Raw genomic sequence first — 20560 nt, forward strand, 5'->3', positions numbered from 1 at the left:
CACAATTCTTGCTCGGTAAATATCCGTTCACCTAATGTAGGTGAACGGATATTTACCTAGTGAGAACAGGCGGTGTGGGGTGACGACGCTCGACCGTCCGCCGGGCACGCCTGCAGTCACCACCTCCGACGCGGGACTCGCGCAGTCGCGCTCCCGCTTCCTGTTCCCCATCGTTGTCGCCGCCGCAGTGTTCCAGGCTGTTCTGCAGACGGTCATCGTTCCACTGCTGCCGGAGTTGCCGCACTTCACCGGCGCTGGACGCACGGCCGTGTCCTGGCTGGTGACCGTCACGTTGCTGGTCGGCGCTGTCGTCACTCCCATCTTCGGTCGACTCGCCGACATGTTCGGCAAGAAGAAGATGCTTCTGGTTGCTTTCTCGATGATGACTCTCGGCTCGATGTTGTGTGCGCTGTCGTCGGACATCGCTGTACTCATCTTCGCGAGAGCGTTGCAGGGGGCCGGGTCGGCAGTCATCCCCATCGGAATCTCCATGCTGCGTGACGAATTGCCACGTAACAAGGTCAACGGCGCAGTGGCCATGATGAGTTCGACGCTCGGCGTCGGAACCGCTTTGGGCATACCGTTTTCCGCGATGATCGCGCAGTACTCGAACTGGCACGTCCTGTTCTGGGTAACCACCGCCATCGGGCTGTCCGTGACTCTTGCTGCGGTGCTGTTCATTCGAGAGTCCGAGCCGAATCCGTCGGGAAGATTCGACGGCGTCGGGGCGGTTGGTCTGAGCGCCGCGATGATTGCTCTGCTTGTGCCGATCACTCAGGGGTCGAGTTGGGGGTGGACCAGTGGAGCGGTGATCTCCATGCTGGCCGCGTCGGCGGTGCTGTTCACGCTCTGGGTAATTCAACAGCGGCGCAACGTCAATCCGCTGGTCGACGTCCGTGCTCTCGTGAAACGTGCGGTGTTGATCCCGCATCTGGCGGCTCTGCTGGTCGGGTTCGCGTTTTTCGGGAACACGCTGATCACGACACAACTGCTGCAGGGGATGAAGGGGCCGGGTGCCGGGTACGGCCTGTCGATCATCGCGGCAGCGCTCTGCCAGATTCCGGCGAGTATCGCGATGGTGCTGTTCTCACCGGTTGCGGTGCGTATCACCGACCGCTTCGGTTCACGGACCGCGATGTTGACCGGCGCCGTGTTCCTCGCCGGCGGGTACGGGATTCACGCCGTTGCCGGTAAGCCGCTGTGGGGAGTGGTTGCAGCACTGGGTATCACAGCGGTCGGGACTGCCATCGTGTACAGCACGCTCTCGCTGCTGATTCTGGTTGCCGTACCTCGTCAGCGACTGGCGGCTGCCAACGGGGTGAACTCACTTCTGCGGACGTCCGGAAGCACGATCTGCAGTGCGACGGTGGCAACCATTCTCGCTGCATTCGTGATCAGCGGTTCGGAACATTCCACGTCGTGGACCGGATTCTCCGTCGCCTACCTGGTGTGCGCGGGCTGCGCGGTGGTCGTGTTCGCGGTGTCGATCCTGTTGCCGCAGGGACGAACCCCGAAACATCTGGATTTGCCGGATCTGGTCAGGCGACCCTGAATCCCGAGAGGAAGAGCGTGATCATCAGATCCGCGAACTCGTCGGTGGTGTACTTCTGGCGATCCGGCCAATGCGTTGTCGACCACAAGGTGTCTCGTACCGATCGATAGAAAATTTCCGGTGCCACGTCTTTGCGGAAGATTCCCTGATCGACGCCTTCGGCAATCGCTTTCATCCAATGCTCGCGGACTTGGCGGGAAGGCCCGTCGACGGATTGCAGGAGATCGTTGTCGCGAAGATAAGCCCGATCGTTCTGGTAGATCGCCGTCGGGTGCGGGTGTAGTTCGATGACGACCAGCGTCTCGCGGATCAAGCCGCGCAGGACTTCCTCGGGGTCGTTTGCCGTCTTCTCCACCTGATCGAAGCGGAGCTGAATGTCGGTGATGAAGCCGCGCATGAGCTCGGCAACTATCGCATTCTTCGACTTGAAGTAGTGGTAGAGGCTGCCCGAGAACACACCGGCGGCGTCGCCGATCTCGCGAACGGTCGTGGTGGCGACACCCTTCCTGGCGAACAGCTCGGCTGAGCTCTCCAGGATCTGCTCCCGACGATCTGGTGATGCCACTGAAATCTCCACTGGTTGTCGGTCCTGCTCAGGGCAGGGTTTCGGGGGGCCGGGCTGCCGGCGTCGAACGTAGCGCAATCCTGCCTGATAGCTCCGGCTCGAACCAATTCGTCGGTGAGATCGCGTGTTTCCACTTCCGGATTCCTATGCTAGCTTCAAAATCAAGCGCTTGCTCAACTTTCGTTCACGGAGGATTTCAGTGCAGAGCCTGCAGACGCAGTTTCCGAATTTCATCGGCGCAGAGGCCGAACCACCCCGCGTCGCCCGCTACGCCGTCAACGAGGCGATGATCCGCAACTGGGTCGAGGCGCACGACGACCGCAACCCGATCTACGTCGACGCCGAGTCCGCCCGCAGTACCGGCCGTCGAGACGTCGTCTGTCCGCCCGCCATGATCTCGACCTGGGTGATGGCGGGTTACCGACGTTATAGGCAGGTCCAGCAACTTCGTGCCGACGGAGTCTCCGAGGACTTCGCCTATTCACGACTGCTGGCGCTGTTGGACGAGGCCGGATACACCTCCGTTGTCGCGACCAACGTCGAGCAGGAGTATTGCGCGGAGCTGAGCCCCGGTGACCACGTCACCGCGCATTTCACCATCGAAGCGATCTCGCCGTTCAAACAGACGGCTCTCGGTCACGGGTGCTTCATCACTCTGTTCAAGAAGTACGTCGACCAGGACGGAAAGACGCTGGTCGAAGAGCGTTTTCGATTGCTCAGGTTCAAACCAGATGCCCAGACAGATACTCAACTCGAAGTCCAGGAGGTAATCGCATGAGCGAGACTGGCTCCCGCAACACCGCTGTTCCGAGACTGACCGTCACCGACGACAACGATTTCTTCTTCTCTGCGGCCAAAGAGGGTCGCATCGAGATCCAACGGTGTGCGGATTGCAAGACACTGCGCCACCCGCCCGCACCCGCGTGCCCGGAATGCCGCTCGTTCAGTTGGGACACAGTCGAATCCACGCGGCGATGCACGCTGCACAGCTTCACGGTCATCCATCACCCGAAGGATCCTGCTTTCGAGTACCCACTCGCCGTCGGACTCGTCGATCTCGAAGAAGGCACGCGTCTGGTTGCCGACATCGCGGGGATCGATCACGAGGAACTCGACTTCGGCATGGAACTCGAAGTGACCTTCTCCGAGCACGCTCACGGCGAGATGCTGCCGCAACTGAGGCGACGGGGTTCGGTGCAATGACGAAACTGATTGACTGCGAAGTGGGTTCGGTCCTCCCCAGCCTCGAATTGCCGTTGGATCGAACGCTGATCGTCGCCACCGCGATCTCTTCTCAGGATTTCGAGGACGTGCATCACGATCCGGGCAAGGCACAGGATCGCGGAACTCCCGACATCTTCATGAGCATCAACACTACCAACGGGCTCATCGACCGCTACATCACCGACTGGTCCGGCCCGGCGTCACGGATCGTCAAAACATCACTACGGCTTGGTGTTCCGAACTTTCCCGGAGACACCATGACATTCACCGGCAAGGTCACCGCCACAGACGGCCGGGCGCTCACCGTGACGGTTCTCGGGAAAAACGCCCGCGGAACACACGTGACGGCCGACGTGACTCTCGAACCGGTGGAAAGGGTAATCGCATGACACGAGGATTTTCGAGGCAAGCAGCCATCGCCGGAATCGGCGCCACCGAGTTCTCCAAGAACTCCGGCCGCAGCGAATGGCAGTTGGCGTGCGAATCTGTGATCGCCGCACTCGACGACGCGCACATCGAGGCAGAAGAGGTGAACGGATTTGCACTGTTCACCATGGAGAACAATCCTGAGATTGCGGTCGCACGCGCCCTCGGGATCCCGGAATTGACGTTCTTCAGTCGAATTCCACACGGCGGCGGCGGTGCCTGCGCACCGGTTCAACAAGCAGCGCTTGCCGTCTCCAGCGGAGTTGCCGACGTTGTGGTCGTCTACCGTGCCTTCAACGAAAGATCAGGTCACCGATTCGGCGCCGGCCCGCCACCTTTTGCGTACAACGCGTCGACGGACCAGGAGTATCGGAACTGGATCAACCCGTACGGGCTTCTGACCCCGGCGCAGCAGGAAGCCTTCCTCGCCAAGCTGTACATGCACAAGTACGGGGCAACCAGCGCCGACTTCGGCCAGATCTCGGTCCTCTCACGCAAGCATGCGGCGAACAACCCCAAGGCCTGGTTCTACGAACGCCCGATCACTATCGAGGACCATCAGAACTCGCGCATGATCGCTGACCCCATCCGTCTGCTCGACTGCTGCCAGGAAAGTGACGGTGGACAGGCGCTGGTCATCGTCAGCGCGGAGCGCGCCCGCGACCTGCCGCACAAACCTGCGATCATCAGCGGTGCTGCGCAAGGTGTAGGTCCACAACAGATTTCGATGAGCAGCTACTACCGCGAAGACATCGACAGCATGCCGGAAGTCGAACTCGTGGCGCGCCAACTGTGGGACCAGGCCGGTATCGGCCCGGACGACATCGATGCCGCAATTCTCTACGACGCCTTCACTCCGATGGTTCTGCTTCAACTCGAGGAGTACGGATTCTGCGGTCGAGGTGAGGCAAAAGACTTCATCGCCGACGGGAATCTCGAGCTGGACGGTCGCCTGCCGATCAACACCCACGGTGGCCAACTCGGTGAGGGATACATCCACGGCGTCAACGGCATTGCCGAAGGTGTACGCCTGATCCGCGGCACCTCCACCAATCAACCCACCAAAACTCTGGACAACGTGCTCGTGACCGGCGGCTCTCCCGTCCCGCACAGTGCGCTCGTCCTCTCGGCAGATCGCTGAATCTGCCGCCTATTCGAGAAAGCAGGAACAAGATGAGCGAGCGGATCACCTACGCCAGGGCCACCCACGGCGAGGAAGAAATACAGGCTGTTGTCGACGTCTTGCGCAGCGGGCATCAAGGATTGCGCATCGGCAAGAACGTCTTCGAGATGGAAGAACGTATCGCGGCCTTGGCCGGCAAGAAGTTCGGCGTCATGTGCAACTCGGGATCCTCGGGTTTGTACTTGGCAGTCGAGCTGCTTGGACTGCCTGCGGGAAGCGAGATCATCACGTCGCCGTTGACGTTCTCCACCGATATCGCACCGATCGTGCGTGCCGGTCTGGTGCCGGTGTTCGTGGACGTGGAACCCAACACGTTCAACGTCGACGTCACCAAGATCGAGGCAATGGTCACCGAGAAGACCGGTGCCATCCTGATGCCGAACCTCGCCGGCAACTGCCCGGACTGGGACGTCATTCGTGATATCGCTGATCGCCATGGACTCAAGGTGATCGAGGATTCGTGTGACGCGATCGGCGCCACGCTCCGCGGTACTCCCACCGGGTCTCGGGCGGACATCGTCGTCACCAGTTTCTCGATGGCACACATCATCACGTGCGCGGGAACCGGTGGAATGGTGTGCGTCGACGACGAAGCCAGCCGTGACAAGGCTTTGCTGCTTCGCCGCTGGGGCCGTCGTAGCGAGCCGAACCTGTTCGGCAGTACCAAGTCCGGCCGAGTCTTCCGTGAAGAACTCGACGGCGTCGACTACGACAACGACTTCATCTTCGAGCTCATGTCGTGGAACTTCGAGCCCTCCGAACTCGGCGCAGCTTACGGCGTCGTGCAGCTCGACAAGCTGGAACAGAACTACAAGACGCGTAAGGCCACATTTGCGGCCTTCACGACGGCATACGGCGCCCACCCCGAATTCTTCACGACGCCGGTAGAACTCGACGGTCTCGACACGGCGTGGCTGTGTTACCCGGTGATGATCAACGAGAACGCCCCCTTCACGCGCAGCGACCTGCAGGAAGCCATCGAGGCCGACGGTATCGACACACGAACTGTGTGGAGCGGCAACGTCACTCGTCACCCGATGATGAACAACATCGAGTTCCGTCAGCCGGCCGAAGGATTGCCGGAAGCCGACGCGGTTTTCGCCCGAGGAATGACACTCGGCATGAGTCACGGCCTGCGTGAAGACGAAGTTGCACGGATTGCGGAGAGCATCAATCGCTTCGCCTCGAAGTTCAAATAGCATGACGAGGCGCTTTGACGGCCGCCGAGCGCTTGTCACCGGTTCCAGTCGCGGAATCGGTGCGGGCGTCGCGGAGCGACTGGCAGCCGAGGGTGCCGACGTCGCCCTCGTGGCTCGGACGCTCGGCACGCATGCAACCCTGCCCGGCAGTCTCGAAGAGACTGCGGCTCGAATTGCCAAGTACGGAACCAAAGTCGAGATAGTTGTCGCAGATCTGACGGACGAGCAGCAGCGCGACACCGTTGTGCCGCTGGCGATCGAGAAGCTTGGCGGGACTATAGACATCCTGGTGAACAACGCGGCAGCGGCGATCTATCAGCCGCTCTCGGATTACCCACTGCGGCGGCGACGGTTGATGTTCGAGGCAAATGTCCATGCACCGCTCGATCTGATGCAAGCCGTGGTGCCGGGGATGGTGGCAAACGGATACGGCTGGATCGTGAACGTGTCCAGTGGCACCGTCAAACCGTGGCATGGCCCGCCGTTCACGTGGGTCGAACCGGGAACTGCCATGACCGTGTACGGCGCGTCCAAAGCAGCGCTCAACAGGATGAGCAACGGCATGGGCGTGGAGCTTTACGGCCAGGGGGTTCGCGTCAACACGGTTCAACCGCGGGCAGCGGTGCTCAGTGAGGGCGCCAGGGTCCTGGTCGGTGAGACTATCCGGCCGGATCAGGTCGAATCTATGGAAGAAATGGTGGAAGCGGTCACAGCGCTGTGTGATTGCGACACCGAGTTCACCGCGCGCTCGAGCGTCAGCTTGGACCTGATCGACGAGTGGTCCCTTACCGTGCGTGGTCTGGACGGAACGGCATTACCGGAGAACCCGGCATTACGAACCGAGGAGTTGGCATGAAGCCCGTCATCGTGGACGCAGCACGAACGCCGTTCGGCAAGCGTGAGGGTTGGCTGTCCGGAGTCCACGCGGCGGAACTGTTGGGTTATGCGCAGAAAGGCGTGCTGGATCGGGTGGGCGTGGATCCTGGCGCGGTCGACCAGGTCATCGGCGGCTGTGTGACGCCTCTCGGTGAGCAGTTCGGAAACATCGTGCGTACGTCCTGGATGCATGCGGGCCTTCCGTTGAAAGCGGGCTGCACCACGATCGACGCGCAGTGCGGAACCGCGCAGCAATCGGTGCAGTTGATTGCCGGGCAGATTGCCATCGGTGCAGTCGACGTGGGTGTGGCGTGCGGTGTGGAACTGATGTCGCGGGCACCACTCACCTACAAGGTGGGTACCGGCCTCGGAACACCACGTCCGGAGTCGTGGTCACTCGATACCGTCGACCAGTACACCGCGGCCGATCGGATCGCTGTCAAGCGCGGTTTCAGCCGCGAGGATCTCGACGCCTTCGGGCTGCGCTCGCAGCAGCGGGCGGCGGCGGCGTGGGAGGCAGGCCGATTCGACTCGCACATCATCGATGTGGTCGCTCCGGGCTCTGACGTTCCGGTTCATCGGGATCAGGGTCTGCGCGAATCGAGTCTCGAAGGGCTCGCGAAGCTGCGCACCGTTCAAGAGGGCGGATTGCACACCGCTGGAACGTCTTCGCAGGTCTCGGACGGTGCGAGTGCCGCTCTGCTGATGTCCGAGGATCGAGCCAGGATGCTCGGGGTGCGGCCGCGGGCAAAGATATTGGCGCAGTGCGTCATCGGCGGAGACATCGAGTTCATGCTCGACGGTCCCGTGGACGCGGCAAACATCGTGCTCGGCCGCACCGGTCTGACGATCGACGACATCGACCTGTTCGAGGTCAACGAGGCATTTGCTTCGGTACCGATGTCGTTCGCGCAGGTTCACGGCGTCGATCCCGAATTGCTGAACGTCAACGGTGGTGCAATCGCGTTGGGCCACCCGGCCGGTGCAACCGGAATCAGACTGTTGGCCAATGCCATCGACGAACTGGAGCGCCGGGACAAGTCCATCGCGCTGATCGCGATCTGCGCGTCCGCCGCAACCACCTGCCTGATTCTCGAACGCATCTGACAAGAACCGAAGATTGAGGAACCTGCCATGGCACTGCCCCTGCTCGAAGATCACCGTGACCTGGCGGAAGCGGTAGCCGCATTCGCGAACCGCTTCGGTGGAATCGCCGATACGCGGAGCAACGTCAAGCGGTACGCCGCCGGTGATCGGCCGGACTCGTGGGATGGATTGGTCCGTCAGGGACTGCACGCAGTGCACCTGCCGGAGCAGTACGGCGGTGACGGGGCAGGGCTTGCCGAACTGGCGGTGGTAGTCGAGCAATTGGGTGATGCGCTTTACCCGGGACCGTACGTTCCGACGGTCATCGCCAGTGGGATCCTCGCAACAGCTGCCGGCCCGGCTGCGGAATCAATGCTGATCGAATTGGCCACCGGCGCAACCGGAGCAGTCTGCACCGGCGTGGGATTGCGCGCGGCTCGCAGCGATGCAGGGTGGGCCGTGAGCGGTTCTGCCGACCCGGCTCTAGGTCTACCCGGAGCCGATGTCGTTCTCGTGCAAGCGAACAGCGAAGACGGCGAGTTGTGGTTCCGGCTCGAGCAGTCGTCTTCCGCTGCGGTGGAGGTCGAAGACGGAGTGGATCTGACACGCTCGATCGGGACGCTGACGTTGACCGATCACAAGGTCGACGCTGGGCTGATCGTCGAGGGTCTCCAGGCGCACCGAGTCGAACTGATTGTCAACACGGTGTTGGCTGCGGAGGCGAGCGGTATAGCCGGGTGGGCGCTACGCACCGCGGTCGACTACGTGAAGTCCCGGCAGCAGTTCGGCCGTCCGGTCGGAAGCTTCCAGGCAGTTCAGCACAAGGCGGCCATGATGCTGGTCCGCTCCGAGATTGCCTGTGCCGCAGCGTGGGACGCCGCTCGGTCCGAAGAGCACGACGAGGATCAGCACAGACTTGTCTCGGCTCAAGCTGCGTTGGCCGCTTTGCCCGTCGGCATCGAGAACGCCCTCGAATGTGTCACGTTGCTCGGCGGAATCGGATTTACCTGGGAGCATGACGCGCATCTGTACTGGCGCCGGGCAATCAGTATCGCTGCGGTGGCGGGATCCGAGGTGAAGTGGGCACACACGTTGGGAGACCGGTCCGCCGATTCGGAACGGGATTTCTCCTTTGTCGACCCGGACATGCTGCCGGAACTACGAGAGCAGGTTCGCAGGGTTCTGGACGAGGTTGCGCTGCTGCCCGACGACGGAACCACCAGCGCCAGTTGGGCGCCGGCCAAGGGGAGCGCTCGACGCGCCCGATTTGCCGACGCCAAACTGGTAGCCCCGCACTATCGGGCGCCGTACGGGCTGGGAGCAGGACCGAGAGAACAGGCCGTCATCGCACACGAATTCGCGATGCGAGGTTGGGCTCAACCGTCCACGGTGATCGGGGAATGGGTGCTGCCCACGATTCTCGAACACGGCAACGCCGAGCAGCAGGACAGGTTCGTCGAGCCTTCGCTGCGCGCCGACATCATCTGGTGCCAGCTGTTCAGTGAGCCGGGCGCGGGATCAGACCTGGCCGGTCTGAGCACGAAAGCGCGCAAGGTCGACGGTGGCTGGGTCCTGTCGGGTCAGAAAGTGTGGAACTCGGGCGCGCATGAGGCCGATTGGGGAGTATGCCTGGCGCGTTCGGACGCCGACGCTCCGAAACATCGTGGGCTGTCGTACTTCCTGGTCGACATGACCTCGAAAGGCATCGACGTACGTCCGCTGAAACAAGCCACCGGTAAGTCGGAGTTCAACGAGGTATTCCTCGACGACGTCTTCGTCCCGGACGACTGCCTGGTGGCGGAGCCGGGGCAAGGGTGGAAGCTTGCTGCGACAACGCTGTCCAACGAACGCCTGAGTATGGGCAGCACGCTGCACCACGGTTCGAGTCGGCTGTTCCGTCAGGTTATTGCCGACGCGAGCCACGACTGCCCTCGCGAAGACGCAGTGGAGGGCCTCGGCCGCAGTATCTCTCGTGAGTTGGCACTGTCCGCGATGAATCTACGCGGGGTGTCGGCGCGACTGGCGGGTCAGGAACCGGGCTCCGAGATCAGCGTGTCGAAGGTGTACAACGCCCTGGCGCAGCGTGAGGGCTCGCGGGATCTGTTGCGACTGCTCGGACCTCGTGCCGCCGTTGTCGACCCGTCGGCGAATTACGCGATAGACCACATCGGACTTCCCTCGATTCTGTTCGGCGGCGGAACCGTCGAAATTCAACTCAACGTCATCGCGCAGCGCGTACTCGGCCTGCCGCGTTCGTAGATCTTAGGAGTTTCACCATGTACTTGGATTTGTCGGAGGAGTCGAAGACTCTGCGCAAGGAATTGCGGGCGTACTTCGCGGAGATCATCAACGACGAAGACCGCCGTGCTCTCGTGGATCAGACCGAAGGCGGCCCCGTCTTCGATCGCATTCTGCGCCGAATGGGTAAAGACGGTTGGCTGGGCTTGGGGTGGCCGGAGGAATTCGGCGGTCGGGGCGAGAACCCCGAAGCTCTGTACGTGTTCTACGACGAGGTGATTCGCGCCAATGCGCCGCTGTCGCTGGTCACGCTGAACACCGTCGGACCCGCTCTGATCAAGCACGGGACGCAAGCTCAGAAGGACTTCTTCCTGCGTCCGATCCTGGCGGGCGAGTTGATCTTTGCCATCGGCTACACCGAACCCAATGCGGGCACCGACCTCGCGGCACTCGAAACACGCGCCCGCATCGAGGGTGACGAGCTTGTCATCAACGGCAACAAGATCTTCACCAGTGCCGGTGTGTTTGCCGACTGGGTCTGGCTTGCCGTTCGTACCGATCCTGACGCGCCGACGCATCAGGGCATTTCCGTGGTCCTGGTGCCGACCAGCTCGCCGGGTTTCTCGGTCACCGAAATTCACACCGTGGGTGGAATCAGCACTTCGGCAACCTATTACGAAGATGTTCGGGTACCGATCACCAATGTCGTCGGTGAGCTCAATCAAGGGTGGAAGCTCATCACCAACCAGCTCAACCACGAACGTGTTGCCCTGGCCGCACGCGGTGGCATCGCCAACGAGCTCTTCGCCGAGGTGGTCGAGTGGGCAAAGACGGAACCCGCCGGTGGCGGCCACGTCTACGACATCGGCTGGGTACGTGAGAAATTGGCGGAAGTCTACGCGCTGCTCAGTGCTGCCGACCTGATGAACCTGCGACTGGTGGCGGACGTCGCCGCCAACACCTTGGGCGGCGGGGATTCGGCCGCGGCCAAGATCTTCGGTACCGAAGCCGTCGTCAGTGCGTACGGCATGCTGCAGGAAGTGCTGGGCGCCAAGGGCTTACTGCGCCCCGGCACACCCGGAGCGGTACTGGAAGGGCGGGTCGAGAACCTGGGTCGACGCGCCCAGAACAACACCTTCGGCGGTGGAACCAACGAAGTGATGCGTGAAATCGTCGCCGCAAAATGCCTGGGCATGGCGCTTGCTGCGCGTCGCCGGCCCGCTGCACAGAACGAAAAGAGCTGACATGGAATTCGAATTCGACGACAACTTGTCCGCCGTGCGGGATCTGAGTGAATCGATCTTCTCGGCGAAGTCCGGAGTGGACCGACTGCGGGAAGTGGAGGGCGCCGGCGGTTTCGACGCCGAACTGTGGAAGCTCCTCGCCGATTCCGACGTTCTGGGAATTCCTCTGCCAGAGGAGGTCGGGGGAGCGGGACTCGGAATGCTAGGCCTGGCAGCGGTGCTCGAACAACAGGGCCGCCGGGTCGCCCAGGTGCCGCTCTGGTCGGTGATTTCGACGGCAGCGCTGCCGATTGCCGAGTTCGGCAGTAAGGAGCAGAAAGCGTCGTGGCTTCCGGGACTGCTCGACGGCTCGGTGATCGTCACCGGCGCCTTCGACACCGGCTACAACGCCGAGACGGCGGTTCGCGCCGAGCCGGCGCCTGACGGTTGGGTTCTGTCAGGCCGCGTCGACTCCGTATCTGCCGCCGAGTTCGCTGCCGCACTGGTGGTTCCGGTGACGATGCCGGACGGCAGTGTCACCGTGATGATCGTGCCGACGGACCGGGACGCGCTGGTGCGTACACCGCTTGCGGTGACGAACCGCGAGAGCAACAGCGCTGTGCAGTTCGACGGGGTTGCGGTTACTGCAGCTGACGCACTTCCCGCGGACGGCGCGGTGGTTCGAGACTGGACGTTACGACGTGCGCGGGTCGCTCTGGCGGCCCTGGCTACCGGCGTCTGCGAGGAAGCGCTGGCGATGACGGCGAAATACACCTCCGAGCGAGTGCAATTCGGTCGTCCACTCTCGACCAACCAGGCAGTTGCCGTCCGGGCCGCCGACGCGTACCTCGACACCGAGAGCACCAGATTGACCACCCACCGCGCTGCCTGGCTGATGGACAGCGGAGTCGAGAGTGAAGCGGAAGCAGCGGCGCTGGTCGCCAAATGGTGGGCGTCGCGTGGCGGTTTGCGCGTGGTGCACGCGACCCAGCACATGCACGGCGGAATCGGCGCGGATGTCGACTATCCGATTCACCGCTATTTCCTGTGGGGACGGCAGATCGCCTTCACTTTGGGGAGCGCGGGGGCGATAGGCGCCGAACTCGCCGATCAGTTGGAGATCCGAGCCCAGATCGGGGCGTCGGCGTGAATATCTGAGTCCGCAGGTTCCAGTCACGGGCAGCGCGTCGGCAATCATCGCGCTACTCTGCCCTTCGTGAATCGCACCAGTTCGTTCATCAGGCCGTTGGTTCCGCGGGACCCGCACGAGCCGCACCGGGTGGCGACGCCGCTCGAGCTGCTCACCGACCTCTGCTTCGTCGTGGCGGTCGCTCAAGCGGCCACCGGTCTGCACCACGCGATCAGCGAAGGGCATGCGGCTTCGGGCGTCGGGCACTTCGCGATGGCTTTCTTCGCGATCTGGTGGACGTGGCTGAATTTCACGTGGTTCACCTCGGCGTACGACAACGACGACGGAATCGCCCGGCTGCTGACCATATTCCAGATCCTCGGATCGCTGGTCCTTGCAGCCGGCATCGTCCGCTTCTTCAACGACGACGCCCTGCTGATCATCGTCGGCTACGTCATCATGCGAATAGCCCTGGTCATCCAATGGCTCAGGGTCTCGCGGAACGACCCCGAGCATGCGCTCACGGCGCGTCGATACGCTCTCGGAATCGTGTTGGTCCAGATCGGTTGGATCGGTTTCTACTTCGTGCCGTCCGCCGTTTACGTCCCGACGTTCCTGGTGTTGGTTCTGTGCGAATTCGCGGTACCGATCTGGTCGGAGAAGCCGGGCATGACGCCGTGGCACCCGCATCACATCGCGGAGCGGTACTCGTTGTTCTTCATCATCGTTCTGGGCGAGACGATCCTTTCGACCACCATCGCGATTCAGGACGCGGTCGACGGTGAGCATCCGGCAGCGCAGGTCACCTACGTCGTGATCGGCGGCATTCTGATTGTCTTCAGCCTGTGGTGGTTGTACTTCCAACGCAATGCAGGCGAAGTGATCGGCGGTGACAACGTCTCACCCTTCGTCTGGGGGTTCGGTCACTACTTCATCTTCGCCGCCGCTGCCGCCATCGGTGCGGGGTTGGCCTCGCGCGTCGACTTCTGGACTCATCACGGTGACGGCAGCGCGTTGGTGACGGGTGCTGCCGTCACCGTTCCGGTCGCGGTCATCCTTGCCGCCTTGTGGTTCATCCACATTCGACTACACGACTCCTCGGTACGCACCCTCGTGCCGTTCTCGGTCGCGATAGTCGTCGTGCTCGGTGGTACCTACACCGCGGTGCCCGAACTGGTCGCGGGACTGGCCTGCGCCGCGCTGTTGGCCGTGGAACTGATTCTGACCGAGGGCAAATCCGAAACCGTCTGAACCGGGTCAGCGAATCGCGAGTCGCTCCTTGCGGAGCTTGTCGACCTCGGGCAGATGCAGGGGTTCAAGCTCGTTCACACCCAAGGCGCGCATGAGCAGGAGGTCCGCGAGTTCCGGATTCCGGGCCAAGGCGGGTCCGTGCATGTACGTCCCGATCACCGAACCCTGTACGACGCCTTCGAATCCGTCACCGACGCCGTTTCCGACACCATGGGTGACACGTGCGAATCCAGAGGCTGAGCTACCCAGAGTTGTTCCGCCGCGATGGTTCTCGAACCCCGAGAGGGGCGCGGTGAGTCCGTCGATCAGCGGCTTCGTGATGACTTCGCCGATGGAACGCTTCTCCTGCGGCGAGGTCGTGACGTCGAGCATCGAGACACCGTCGACGCGTTCGCCGCTGGAGGTTTCGTACCAGTTGCCGAGCACCTGAATGGCAGCGCAGATCGCCAGAACCGGTGCGCCACGCTCTGCGGCGCGTTGCAGACCAGGGTATTTCGCGAGGTGACGCGTTGCGAGGCGCTGAGCGGAATCCTCGGCGCCACCCAACGTGTACACGTCGAGCGAATCGGGGACCGGATCGCTGAGGGTGATGTCCACGATTTCGGCGTCGTAGCCGCGCATCCGCAGGCGCTGACGCAGGATCAGGGCATTGCCGCCGTCGCCGTAGGTGCCCATGACGTCGGGGAGTACCAGACCGATGCGAACTGTCGAGTCAGACATTGCGAGACTCCTTCGCGATGGCAGTGTTGAGGTCACGGAAGGCCGTGTAGTTCGCCAGTACCTCCACACGTCCGGGAGGGCAGGAAGCGATGGCGCGCAACGGGTCCGGGTCGAGAGTGTGCTCGACGCCCGCGTACGTGAGGCGAACTGCCAGATCTGTTCCGCGTTCACCGGCGGCCACTACCTTGACACCTTCGAAGTGCTCGAACTTCACGTCCCACAGCCAGGAGAGGTCCTCGCCGTCCGGCACCTGACCGTTCACCGCGATGACCAGACCGTCCACCGTGGGATCGATCATCGACAACGCTTCCTGCCAGCCGGCGGGATTCTTCGCGAGCAGCATGTGAACGGAGTGCGGTCCGACCTCGACGGTGCTGTATCGACCTGCGACTTCTTGAACCGTCGATGCGGCGGCAACTGCCCCGACCGGATCTGCACCCAAAGCCGCTGCAGCCGCTACGGCCTGAGCTGCGTTGCCGCGGTTGGCTTTTCCGGGGAGGGTCAACGTCATCGGAATCTTCAGGCCGTCGGGGCCGTAGAGATTGTCGTCGTCGAGCCACCAGGTCGGCTCGGGCCGCGCGAAGTCGGAACCGGTACTGCGCCAGTGCTTTCCCTCCCACACGATGGGTTCGCCGGTGCGCGGGCAGCTGACGGAATCGCCGGCCCAACCGCCGCCGGCAGCAACCCACACGACGTTGGTGGCGTCGTATGCCACGGAGGTGACCAGTACGTCGTCGCAGTTGGCGACGATCACCGCATTCGGATGCGCGTTGACGCACGCGCGCAGTTTCCGTTCGATCATGTTGATCTCGCCGACCCGGTCGAGCTGATCGCGGCTGAGATTCAGCAGCACGATCACTTCCGGGTTCACGGCGTCGGCTACGTGGGGGACGTGCAGTTCGTCGACCTCGAGTGCCGCCAGCGTCGCATCGGTACGCGCGGCCAGGGCAGCCACGATCCCGGCATCCATGTTGGCGCCGTCGGCCTGCGTGGCGACGTTACCGAGTGTCGCGAGCGCTGCGGCGGTCATACGCGTGGTCGTCGACTTGCCGTTGGTGCCGGTGACCACGACGGTGCGCTTGCCGCGTCCGAGCTGAGTCATGAGCGTCGGGTCGATCTTGAGGGCGATCAGCCCGCCGATCATCGAACCCTTGCCGCGACCGGCCTTCTGCGATGCCCAAGATGCTGCTGCGGCAGCTCGCATGGCGAGCTTTCCGCGCGCTGTGATCGATAGTCCAGTTCCCACGGCCCGAGTTTGGCACAGGGCGTCGTCAGACGCCGAGTCGCGCCGGTGGTGAGGCTGCAGGTGTGTCCGAGAAAACAGTGTTCGCGGGCTTACGTCTCATCTGTGCGGCGCTCGCTCCGGCGATCACGATGACCGCCCCGACCAGTGACAACGGGCTCGGATCCTCGTGCAGGAACAGCCAGGACGCGCCGATTCCCACGACTGGCACCAGCAAGGAGAGCGGCGCCACCATGCCGGCGGGATAGCGGCCCATGAGCATCGTCCAGAGCCCGGATCCGGCGATGGTGCCGAGCAGAATGATGTAGGCCAGCCCGACCAGCGACGGCCAGGCGTCGGCGCTGAATGCGGTGCCGAGTGCGTGCCAGCCGACTGTGGGGCCCTCGACCACGGCTGACAGTGCGAGCATCGGCAACGGCGGGATGACACACATCCACAACATCAAGCGCATCGGTGCAGGCTCGCCGACGGTGTTCGCCGCGGCCAAGCGGCTGCCGAGATTGCCGAACGCCCAGGACAGGCCGCCGAGGAGCGTGAGGATGACGGGCAACAGTGCCGCGTGGTGCGAGCGGTCCCAGCCGATCAAGGACATCCCGCCAACGGCGACGGCGATACCGGAGACCTGCCAGACGCTGAGCTTCTCGCGGAGCAGGAAAGCGCCGAGTAGGACGGTGAACGGTGCTGACGACTGCAGGACAAGTGATGCAAGGCCCGTCGGCATCCCTGAATGCATCGCCCAGAAGAGGAAGACGAACTGGCCGAATCCGAAACCGAATCCGTAGAGCAGCAGCCAACGGAGCGGCACCTGTGGACGCGGCACGAAGATGACCACCGGAATCGCGATGATCAGAAACCGCAGCGCTGCGAAGAAGAATGGCGGGAAATGATCCAGGCCGACGCGAATGGCCAGGAAGTTCAGACCCCACAAGACGATCACGGTCAGGCCGAGGAGACGGTCGCGGGGAGTCATGCGTTAATCGTGAGCCGTACGAAGCATCAGAACAAGCGAATATAGATGCACTATCCATGTAGTTTTGCTACATGGATATTCGTCACCGTATGGATGCCACGCGCCTGCGAATCCTCCGCGAGCTCGCCGACCGAGGAACCGTCGGCGCTACTGCTCTCGCCCTCTCGATGACGCCGTCCGCCGTCTCGCAACAACTCAAGATCCTCGGACGAGAAGCGGGGGTCTCGCTCCTCGAACCGGACGGGCGCACGCTGCGCCTCACCGACGCGGGTCGAGCGCTGGTGCTTCGCGCCGACGACGTGGTGGCGGCGCTAGACCGGGCGGCGGACGAGATGGCGTCGTACCGAGGCTCGCCGCGGGGAAAGGTGCGAGTCGCGTTCTTTCCCTCCGGCGCGGCGCTCCTGCTGCCCGGTGTCCTGACGGCGCTGAAGAACTCGGACGTGGACATCGACGCCTACGACGTCGACAAACCGGCGTCCGCCGTCCCTGGACTGTTGGCCGATCACGATGTGATCCTCACCCACCGTGACGAACGCGGAGCCGAGACGTCGTTTCCCCGGGTCAGCGTGCAACCGCTGATGCGTGAACCGATCGATCTGGTGCTGCGGCCTGATCATCCACTCGCCGAGCAGGATTCGGTCCGGCTGGAACAATTGGCCGACGAGAACTGGATAAGCGTGCGCGGCGGGTTTCCGGTCGACGACGTTCTGCTGTCGGTTGCGTCGGTAACCGGCGTCCAGCCTCGCGTCGCTCATCGGATCAACGATTTCCGCGTCATCGAAGAACTGGTGGCGGCGGGCCACGGCGTGGCTTTGATGCCGCGATACGCGATCACGCATCCCGGAGTTTCGAGGAAACCGGTGGCGGGAGTGCGCGCTGCACGAGTTTATGAATTGGCAACTCGGTTACACGCCAACCGCAGTCCGGCTATCGGAGTCGTGCTCGACGCCTTTCGTGACGTCGCGCGTGCTGTCGGTGAATGAAGGCTGTCGGTGAATGAAGGGCCGTTGGTGAATGAACGGCTGTCGGTGAATGGGCAGCTGTCGGTGAATGAACACAAAACGGGAGCGACACGATTAGTGTCGCTCCCGTTTCGGTAGTGCAATCCTCACGGTTTAGTGAGGGTCGCTTAGTGAGGGCCGGTATCAGGCGAGAGCCTTGGCCTTCAGTGCTGCGAATTCTTCTTCACTGATGGTGCCGGCGTCGAGAAGTGCCTTTGCATCTGCGATGGATTCGGCCGGGGACTTTCCGGCAACCTCACGGATGTAGCTGTCCTGTGCGTTCTTGACCTGCTGTGCAGCCTCGAGGGACCGCTGTGCCATTCCGTCACTGCGAACGATCAGGTAGACGAGCGAGGTGAGCAGCGGAATGAAGAACAGGAAGACGATCCAGATTGCCTTCACCCAGCCGGAGGTCTTGTGATCGCGGAACAGGTCGGTGATTATCGAGAAGAGCAGGATCAAGTACGCGATGAACGCGAAGCTGATGATGATCAGCCAGAGGAAGTCCCAAAAGGAATCCATTGTCGAGCTCCATTTCACAAGTCGGATTTGTCTGAGCTGACTATCTCACGCGCACGTGGCGTCTGCATCATCCTCGATGGGTGAATTCTTTTTGTTAACTTCGCTAACCGACTCTTTCGGGACCAATGTCATGCCGAATCGAAAACATCGACCGAAAATCTTCAATGCTCTGAAAACGACCCTGGCCCCACCCGAAAATCGGGTGAGACCAGGGATTGTTCACGAGTCAGGAGCTGAGTGTCAGCTGGCGCGGTTCACTGCCGAGACCACAGCGCGCAGCGAGGCCGTCGTGATCGACGTGGCGATACCCACACCCCAGACGACGGTGCTCTGACCCTCCGGGCCCGTCACGGCGCACTCGACGTAGGCCGCGGCCTGGGCGTCGTCACCGGCGGACATCGCGTGCTCGGAGTAGTCGAGGACACGAACGTCGAAGTTGATGCTTCCCAGCGCGTCGACGAAGGCAGCGAGCGGGCCGTTGCCGGTTCCCGAGATCTCCTGCTCCTTGCCGTTCACCTTGACGATCGCGGTGATCGCATCGGTGCCGCCGTCCTCCTCGGACGCGGTGACCTTCTGCTTCATGCGCTCGAGCGGGGTGATGGGAGCGAGGTACTCCTCGTGGAAGACATCCCACATTTCCTTCGGCGAGACCTCGCCGCCCTCGCCGTCGGTGATCTTCTGGACCGACTGCGAGAACTCGACCTGCAGACGACGCGGCAGCACCAGACCGTGATCGGCCTTCATGATGTATGCGACGCCGCCCTTGCCGGACTGCGAGTTCACACGGATGACGGCCTCGTAGCTGCGGCCGACGTCCTTCGGGTCGATCGGCAGGTAGGGGACCTGCCAGAGAATGTCGTCGACGTCGGAGTTCTGGCTGTCGGCGTCGACCTTCATGGCGTCGAGGCCCTTGTTGATCGCGTCCTGGTGGCTGCCGGAGAACGCGGTGTAGACCAGGTCGCCGCCGTACGGATGACGCTCGTGGACGGGCAGCTGGTTGCAGTACTCGACCGTGCGACGGATCTCGTCGATGTTCGAGAAATCGATCTGCGGGTCGACGCCGCGCGTGAACATGTTCAGAGCGAGAGTGACCAGGCAGACGTTGCCGGTGCGCTCACCGTTGCCGAACAGGCAGCCTTCGATGCGGTCCGCGCCGGCCTGGTAGCCCAGCTCGGCTGCAGCGACACCCGTGCCGCGGTCGTTGTGGGGGTGCAGCGACAGGATGACCGAATCGCGGCGGGCCAGGTTGCGGTGCATCCACTCGATGGAGTCGGCATACACGTTGGGTGTAGCCATCTCGACGGTGGCGGGCAGGTTCAGGATGACCGGGTTGGCCGGCGTCGCACCCAGGGTTTCGGTGACGGCGTCACATACTTCCTTGGCGTACTCGAGCTCGGTGCCGGTGTAGGACTCGGGCGAGTATTCCCAGCGCCAGTTCGTGTCCGGGTACTTCTTCGACTCGGCGAGGACCAGTTCGGCGGCGTCGGTGGCGATCTTCTTGATCGTGTCCTTGTCGGCGCGGAACACGACGCGGCGCTGCAGAATCGAGGTGGAGTTGTAGAAGTGCACGATCGCGTTCTCGGCACCTTCACAGGCCTCGAACGTGCGCTTGATCAGCTCGGGACGCGACTGCGTCAGCACCTGGATGGTGACGTCGGACGGGATGGCGCCGTCTTCGATGATCTCGCGAACGAAATCGAAGTCCGTCTGGCTCGCGGACGGGAAGCCGACCTCGATCTCCTTGTAGCCCATACGAACCAGGAGATCGAACATACGACGCTTGCGCGCCGGGCTCATCGGATCGATCAGCGCCTGGTTGCCGTCGCGCAGGTCAACGGCACACCACTGGGGTGCTCGGTCGATGATCTTGTCCGGCCAGGTGCGGTCGGGCAGCGTGACCGTCTCGACCTCTTCGGCGAACGGGCGGTAGCGGAACGTCGGCATCGACGAGTTCTTCTGCGTGTTCCACGCAGGCTGGTCGGACGGTGCCGGCTTCGTGGGCGGGGTGATGGTGCGAGTGCCGGTGGTGAATGCGTCAGCGGGGGACATGGGTGTGATCTCCAGGATTGTGGACCCGGCCTGTTGACCTGTTGGTCAAGACCATGAGTCCGGAAGGCTTGGTCGACCGGCGCACAAAAACCCCGCGGCGGGA

General features: G+C 62.8%; 19 protein-coding genes. 13 read left to right on the plus strand and 6 right to left on the minus strand.

Annotation, left to right across the window (positions count from 1 at the left end; translation table 11 throughout):
• The first annotated feature begins 79 nt into the window (after positions 1–79).
• Positions 80–1552, plus strand: coding sequence for an MFS transporter (locus ATN38_RS23460; protein ID WP_218748754.1), 1473 nt, complete (start codon positions 80–82; stop codon positions 1550–1552).
• On the opposite strand, the gene ATN38_RS23465 is transcribed toward ATN38_RS23460, so the two are convergent.
• Positions 1539–2117 (minus strand): TetR/AcrR family transcriptional regulator, encoded by a 579-nt coding sequence (locus ATN38_RS23465; RefSeq protein WP_238588009.1) that lies wholly within the window; start codon positions 2115–2117, stop codon positions 1539–1541. The two genes, ATN38_RS23460 and ATN38_RS23465, sit on opposite strands and share 14 nt — an antisense overlap.
• 199 nt (positions 2118–2316) lie before the next feature.
• Here ATN38_RS23465 and ATN38_RS23470 point away from each other — a divergent pair, with 199 nt between their 5' ends.
• The 11 genes from ATN38_RS23470 to ATN38_RS23520 all read left to right on the plus strand — a co-directional run bounded on the left by ATN38_RS23470 (position 2317) and on the right by ATN38_RS23520 (position 13952).
• Positions 2317–2895, plus strand: a complete 579-nt coding sequence (locus ATN38_RS23470) for a MaoC family dehydratase N-terminal domain-containing protein (RefSeq protein WP_218748756.1) — start codon at positions 2317–2319, stop codon at positions 2893–2895.
• Positions 2892–3320 carry a Zn-ribbon domain-containing OB-fold protein gene (locus ATN38_RS23475; RefSeq protein ID WP_218748758.1) on the plus strand — a complete coding sequence of 143 codons (429 nt, stop codon included), beginning with the start codon at positions 2892–2894 and terminating at the stop codon, positions 3318–3320. Before ATN38_RS23470 ends, ATN38_RS23475 begins: the two co-directional genes overlap by 4 nt.
• Positions 3317–3730 (plus strand): acyl dehydratase, encoded by a 414-nt coding sequence (locus ATN38_RS23480; protein ID WP_030535712.1) that lies wholly within the window; start codon positions 3317–3319, stop codon positions 3728–3730. The genes ATN38_RS23475 and ATN38_RS23480 overlap by 4 nt, the downstream gene beginning before the upstream one ends.
• The gene (locus ATN38_RS23485; protein WP_047888076.1) at positions 3727–4908 is read left to right on the plus strand and encodes a lipid-transfer protein; all 1182 of its coding nucleotides are present in this window, start codon (positions 3727–3729) and stop codon (positions 4906–4908) included. Before ATN38_RS23480 ends, ATN38_RS23485 begins: the two co-directional genes overlap by 4 nt.
• A 32-nt stretch (positions 4909–4940) precedes the next feature.
• Complete coding sequence (locus ATN38_RS23490; protein ID WP_118604741.1) at positions 4941–6149, plus strand: DegT/DnrJ/EryC1/StrS aminotransferase family protein; 1209 nt, start codon at positions 4941–4943, stop codon at positions 6147–6149.
• A gap of 1 nt (position 6150) precedes the next feature.
• The gene (locus tag ATN38_RS23495) at positions 6151–7005 is read left to right on the plus strand and encodes an SDR family NAD(P)-dependent oxidoreductase (protein WP_064443015.1); all 855 of its coding nucleotides are present in this window, start codon (positions 6151–6153) and stop codon (positions 7003–7005) included.
• Positions 7002–8132, plus strand: coding sequence for a steroid 3-ketoacyl-CoA thiolase (locus ATN38_RS23500; protein ID WP_218748760.1), 1131 nt, complete (start codon positions 7002–7004; stop codon positions 8130–8132). Before ATN38_RS23495 ends, ATN38_RS23500 begins: the two co-directional genes overlap by 4 nt.
• Before the next feature lie 27 nt (positions 8133–8159).
• A complete protein-coding gene (locus tag ATN38_RS23505; protein ID WP_075831921.1) occupies positions 8160–10370 on the plus strand; it encodes an acyl-CoA dehydrogenase in 2211 nt (736 codons plus the stop codon).
• Between the two features lie 17 nt (positions 10371–10387).
• Entirely contained in the window at positions 10388–11593 is a 1206-nt protein-coding gene (locus tag ATN38_RS23510) for an acyl-CoA dehydrogenase family protein (RefSeq protein WP_003943477.1), read from the plus strand.
• A 1-nt stretch (position 11594) separates the two neighbouring features.
• Positions 11595–12722 (plus strand): acyl-CoA dehydrogenase family protein, encoded by a 1128-nt coding sequence (locus tag ATN38_RS23515; RefSeq protein ID WP_218748762.1) that lies wholly within the window; start codon positions 11595–11597, stop codon positions 12720–12722.
• A gap of 66 nt (positions 12723–12788) precedes the next feature.
• The gene (locus ATN38_RS23520; protein WP_047271595.1) at positions 12789–13952 is read left to right on the plus strand and encodes a low temperature requirement protein A; all 1164 of its coding nucleotides are present in this window, start codon (positions 12789–12791) and stop codon (positions 13950–13952) included.
• 6 nt (positions 13953–13958) lie between these two features.
• Here ATN38_RS23520 and ATN38_RS23525 read toward each other — a convergent pair whose 3' ends face one another.
• From ATN38_RS23525 to ATN38_RS23535, 3 genes are read right to left on the minus strand one after another with little or no spacing between them, the layout of a single operon-like run.
• Entirely contained in the window at positions 13959–14672 is a 714-nt protein-coding gene (locus ATN38_RS23525) for a type 1 glutamine amidotransferase (RefSeq protein WP_007731510.1), read from the minus strand.
• Positions 14665–15918, minus strand: coding sequence for a MurT ligase domain-containing protein (locus ATN38_RS23530; RefSeq protein WP_064073531.1), 1254 nt, complete (start codon positions 15916–15918; stop codon positions 14665–14667). The genes ATN38_RS23525 and ATN38_RS23530 overlap by 8 nt, the downstream gene beginning before the upstream one ends.
• Positions 15919–15943: 25 nt before the next feature.
• The gene (locus tag ATN38_RS23535) at positions 15944–16885 is read right to left on the minus strand and encodes an EamA family transporter (RefSeq protein ID WP_050656967.1); all 942 of its coding nucleotides are present in this window, start codon (positions 16883–16885) and stop codon (positions 15944–15946) included.
• Positions 16886–16974: 89 nt separating this feature from the next.
• On the opposite strand from ATN38_RS23535, the gene ATN38_RS23540 reads away from it, so the two are divergent.
• Positions 16975–17868, plus strand: a complete 894-nt coding sequence (locus tag ATN38_RS23540) for a LysR family transcriptional regulator (protein ID WP_003943476.1) — start codon at positions 16975–16977, stop codon at positions 17866–17868.
• 162 nt (positions 17869–18030) lie between these two features.
• On the opposite strand, the gene ATN38_RS23545 is transcribed toward ATN38_RS23540, so the two are convergent.
• Positions 18031–18408, minus strand: a complete 378-nt coding sequence (locus ATN38_RS23545; RefSeq protein WP_003943489.1) for an SHOCT domain-containing protein — start codon at positions 18406–18408, stop codon at positions 18031–18033.
• A gap of 240 nt (positions 18409–18648) precedes the next feature.
• Entirely contained in the window at positions 18649–20457 is a 1809-nt protein-coding gene (leuA, locus tag ATN38_RS23550) for a 2-isopropylmalate synthase (protein ID WP_003943488.1), read from the minus strand.
• Between the last annotated feature and the right edge of the window lie 103 nt (positions 20458–20560).

The sequence above is a fragment of the Rhodococcus sp. FH8 genome (genome assembly GCF_019266085.1).
Lineage (GTDB): Bacteria > Actinomycetota > Actinomycetes > Mycobacteriales > Mycobacteriaceae > Rhodococcus_F > Rhodococcus_F qingshengii.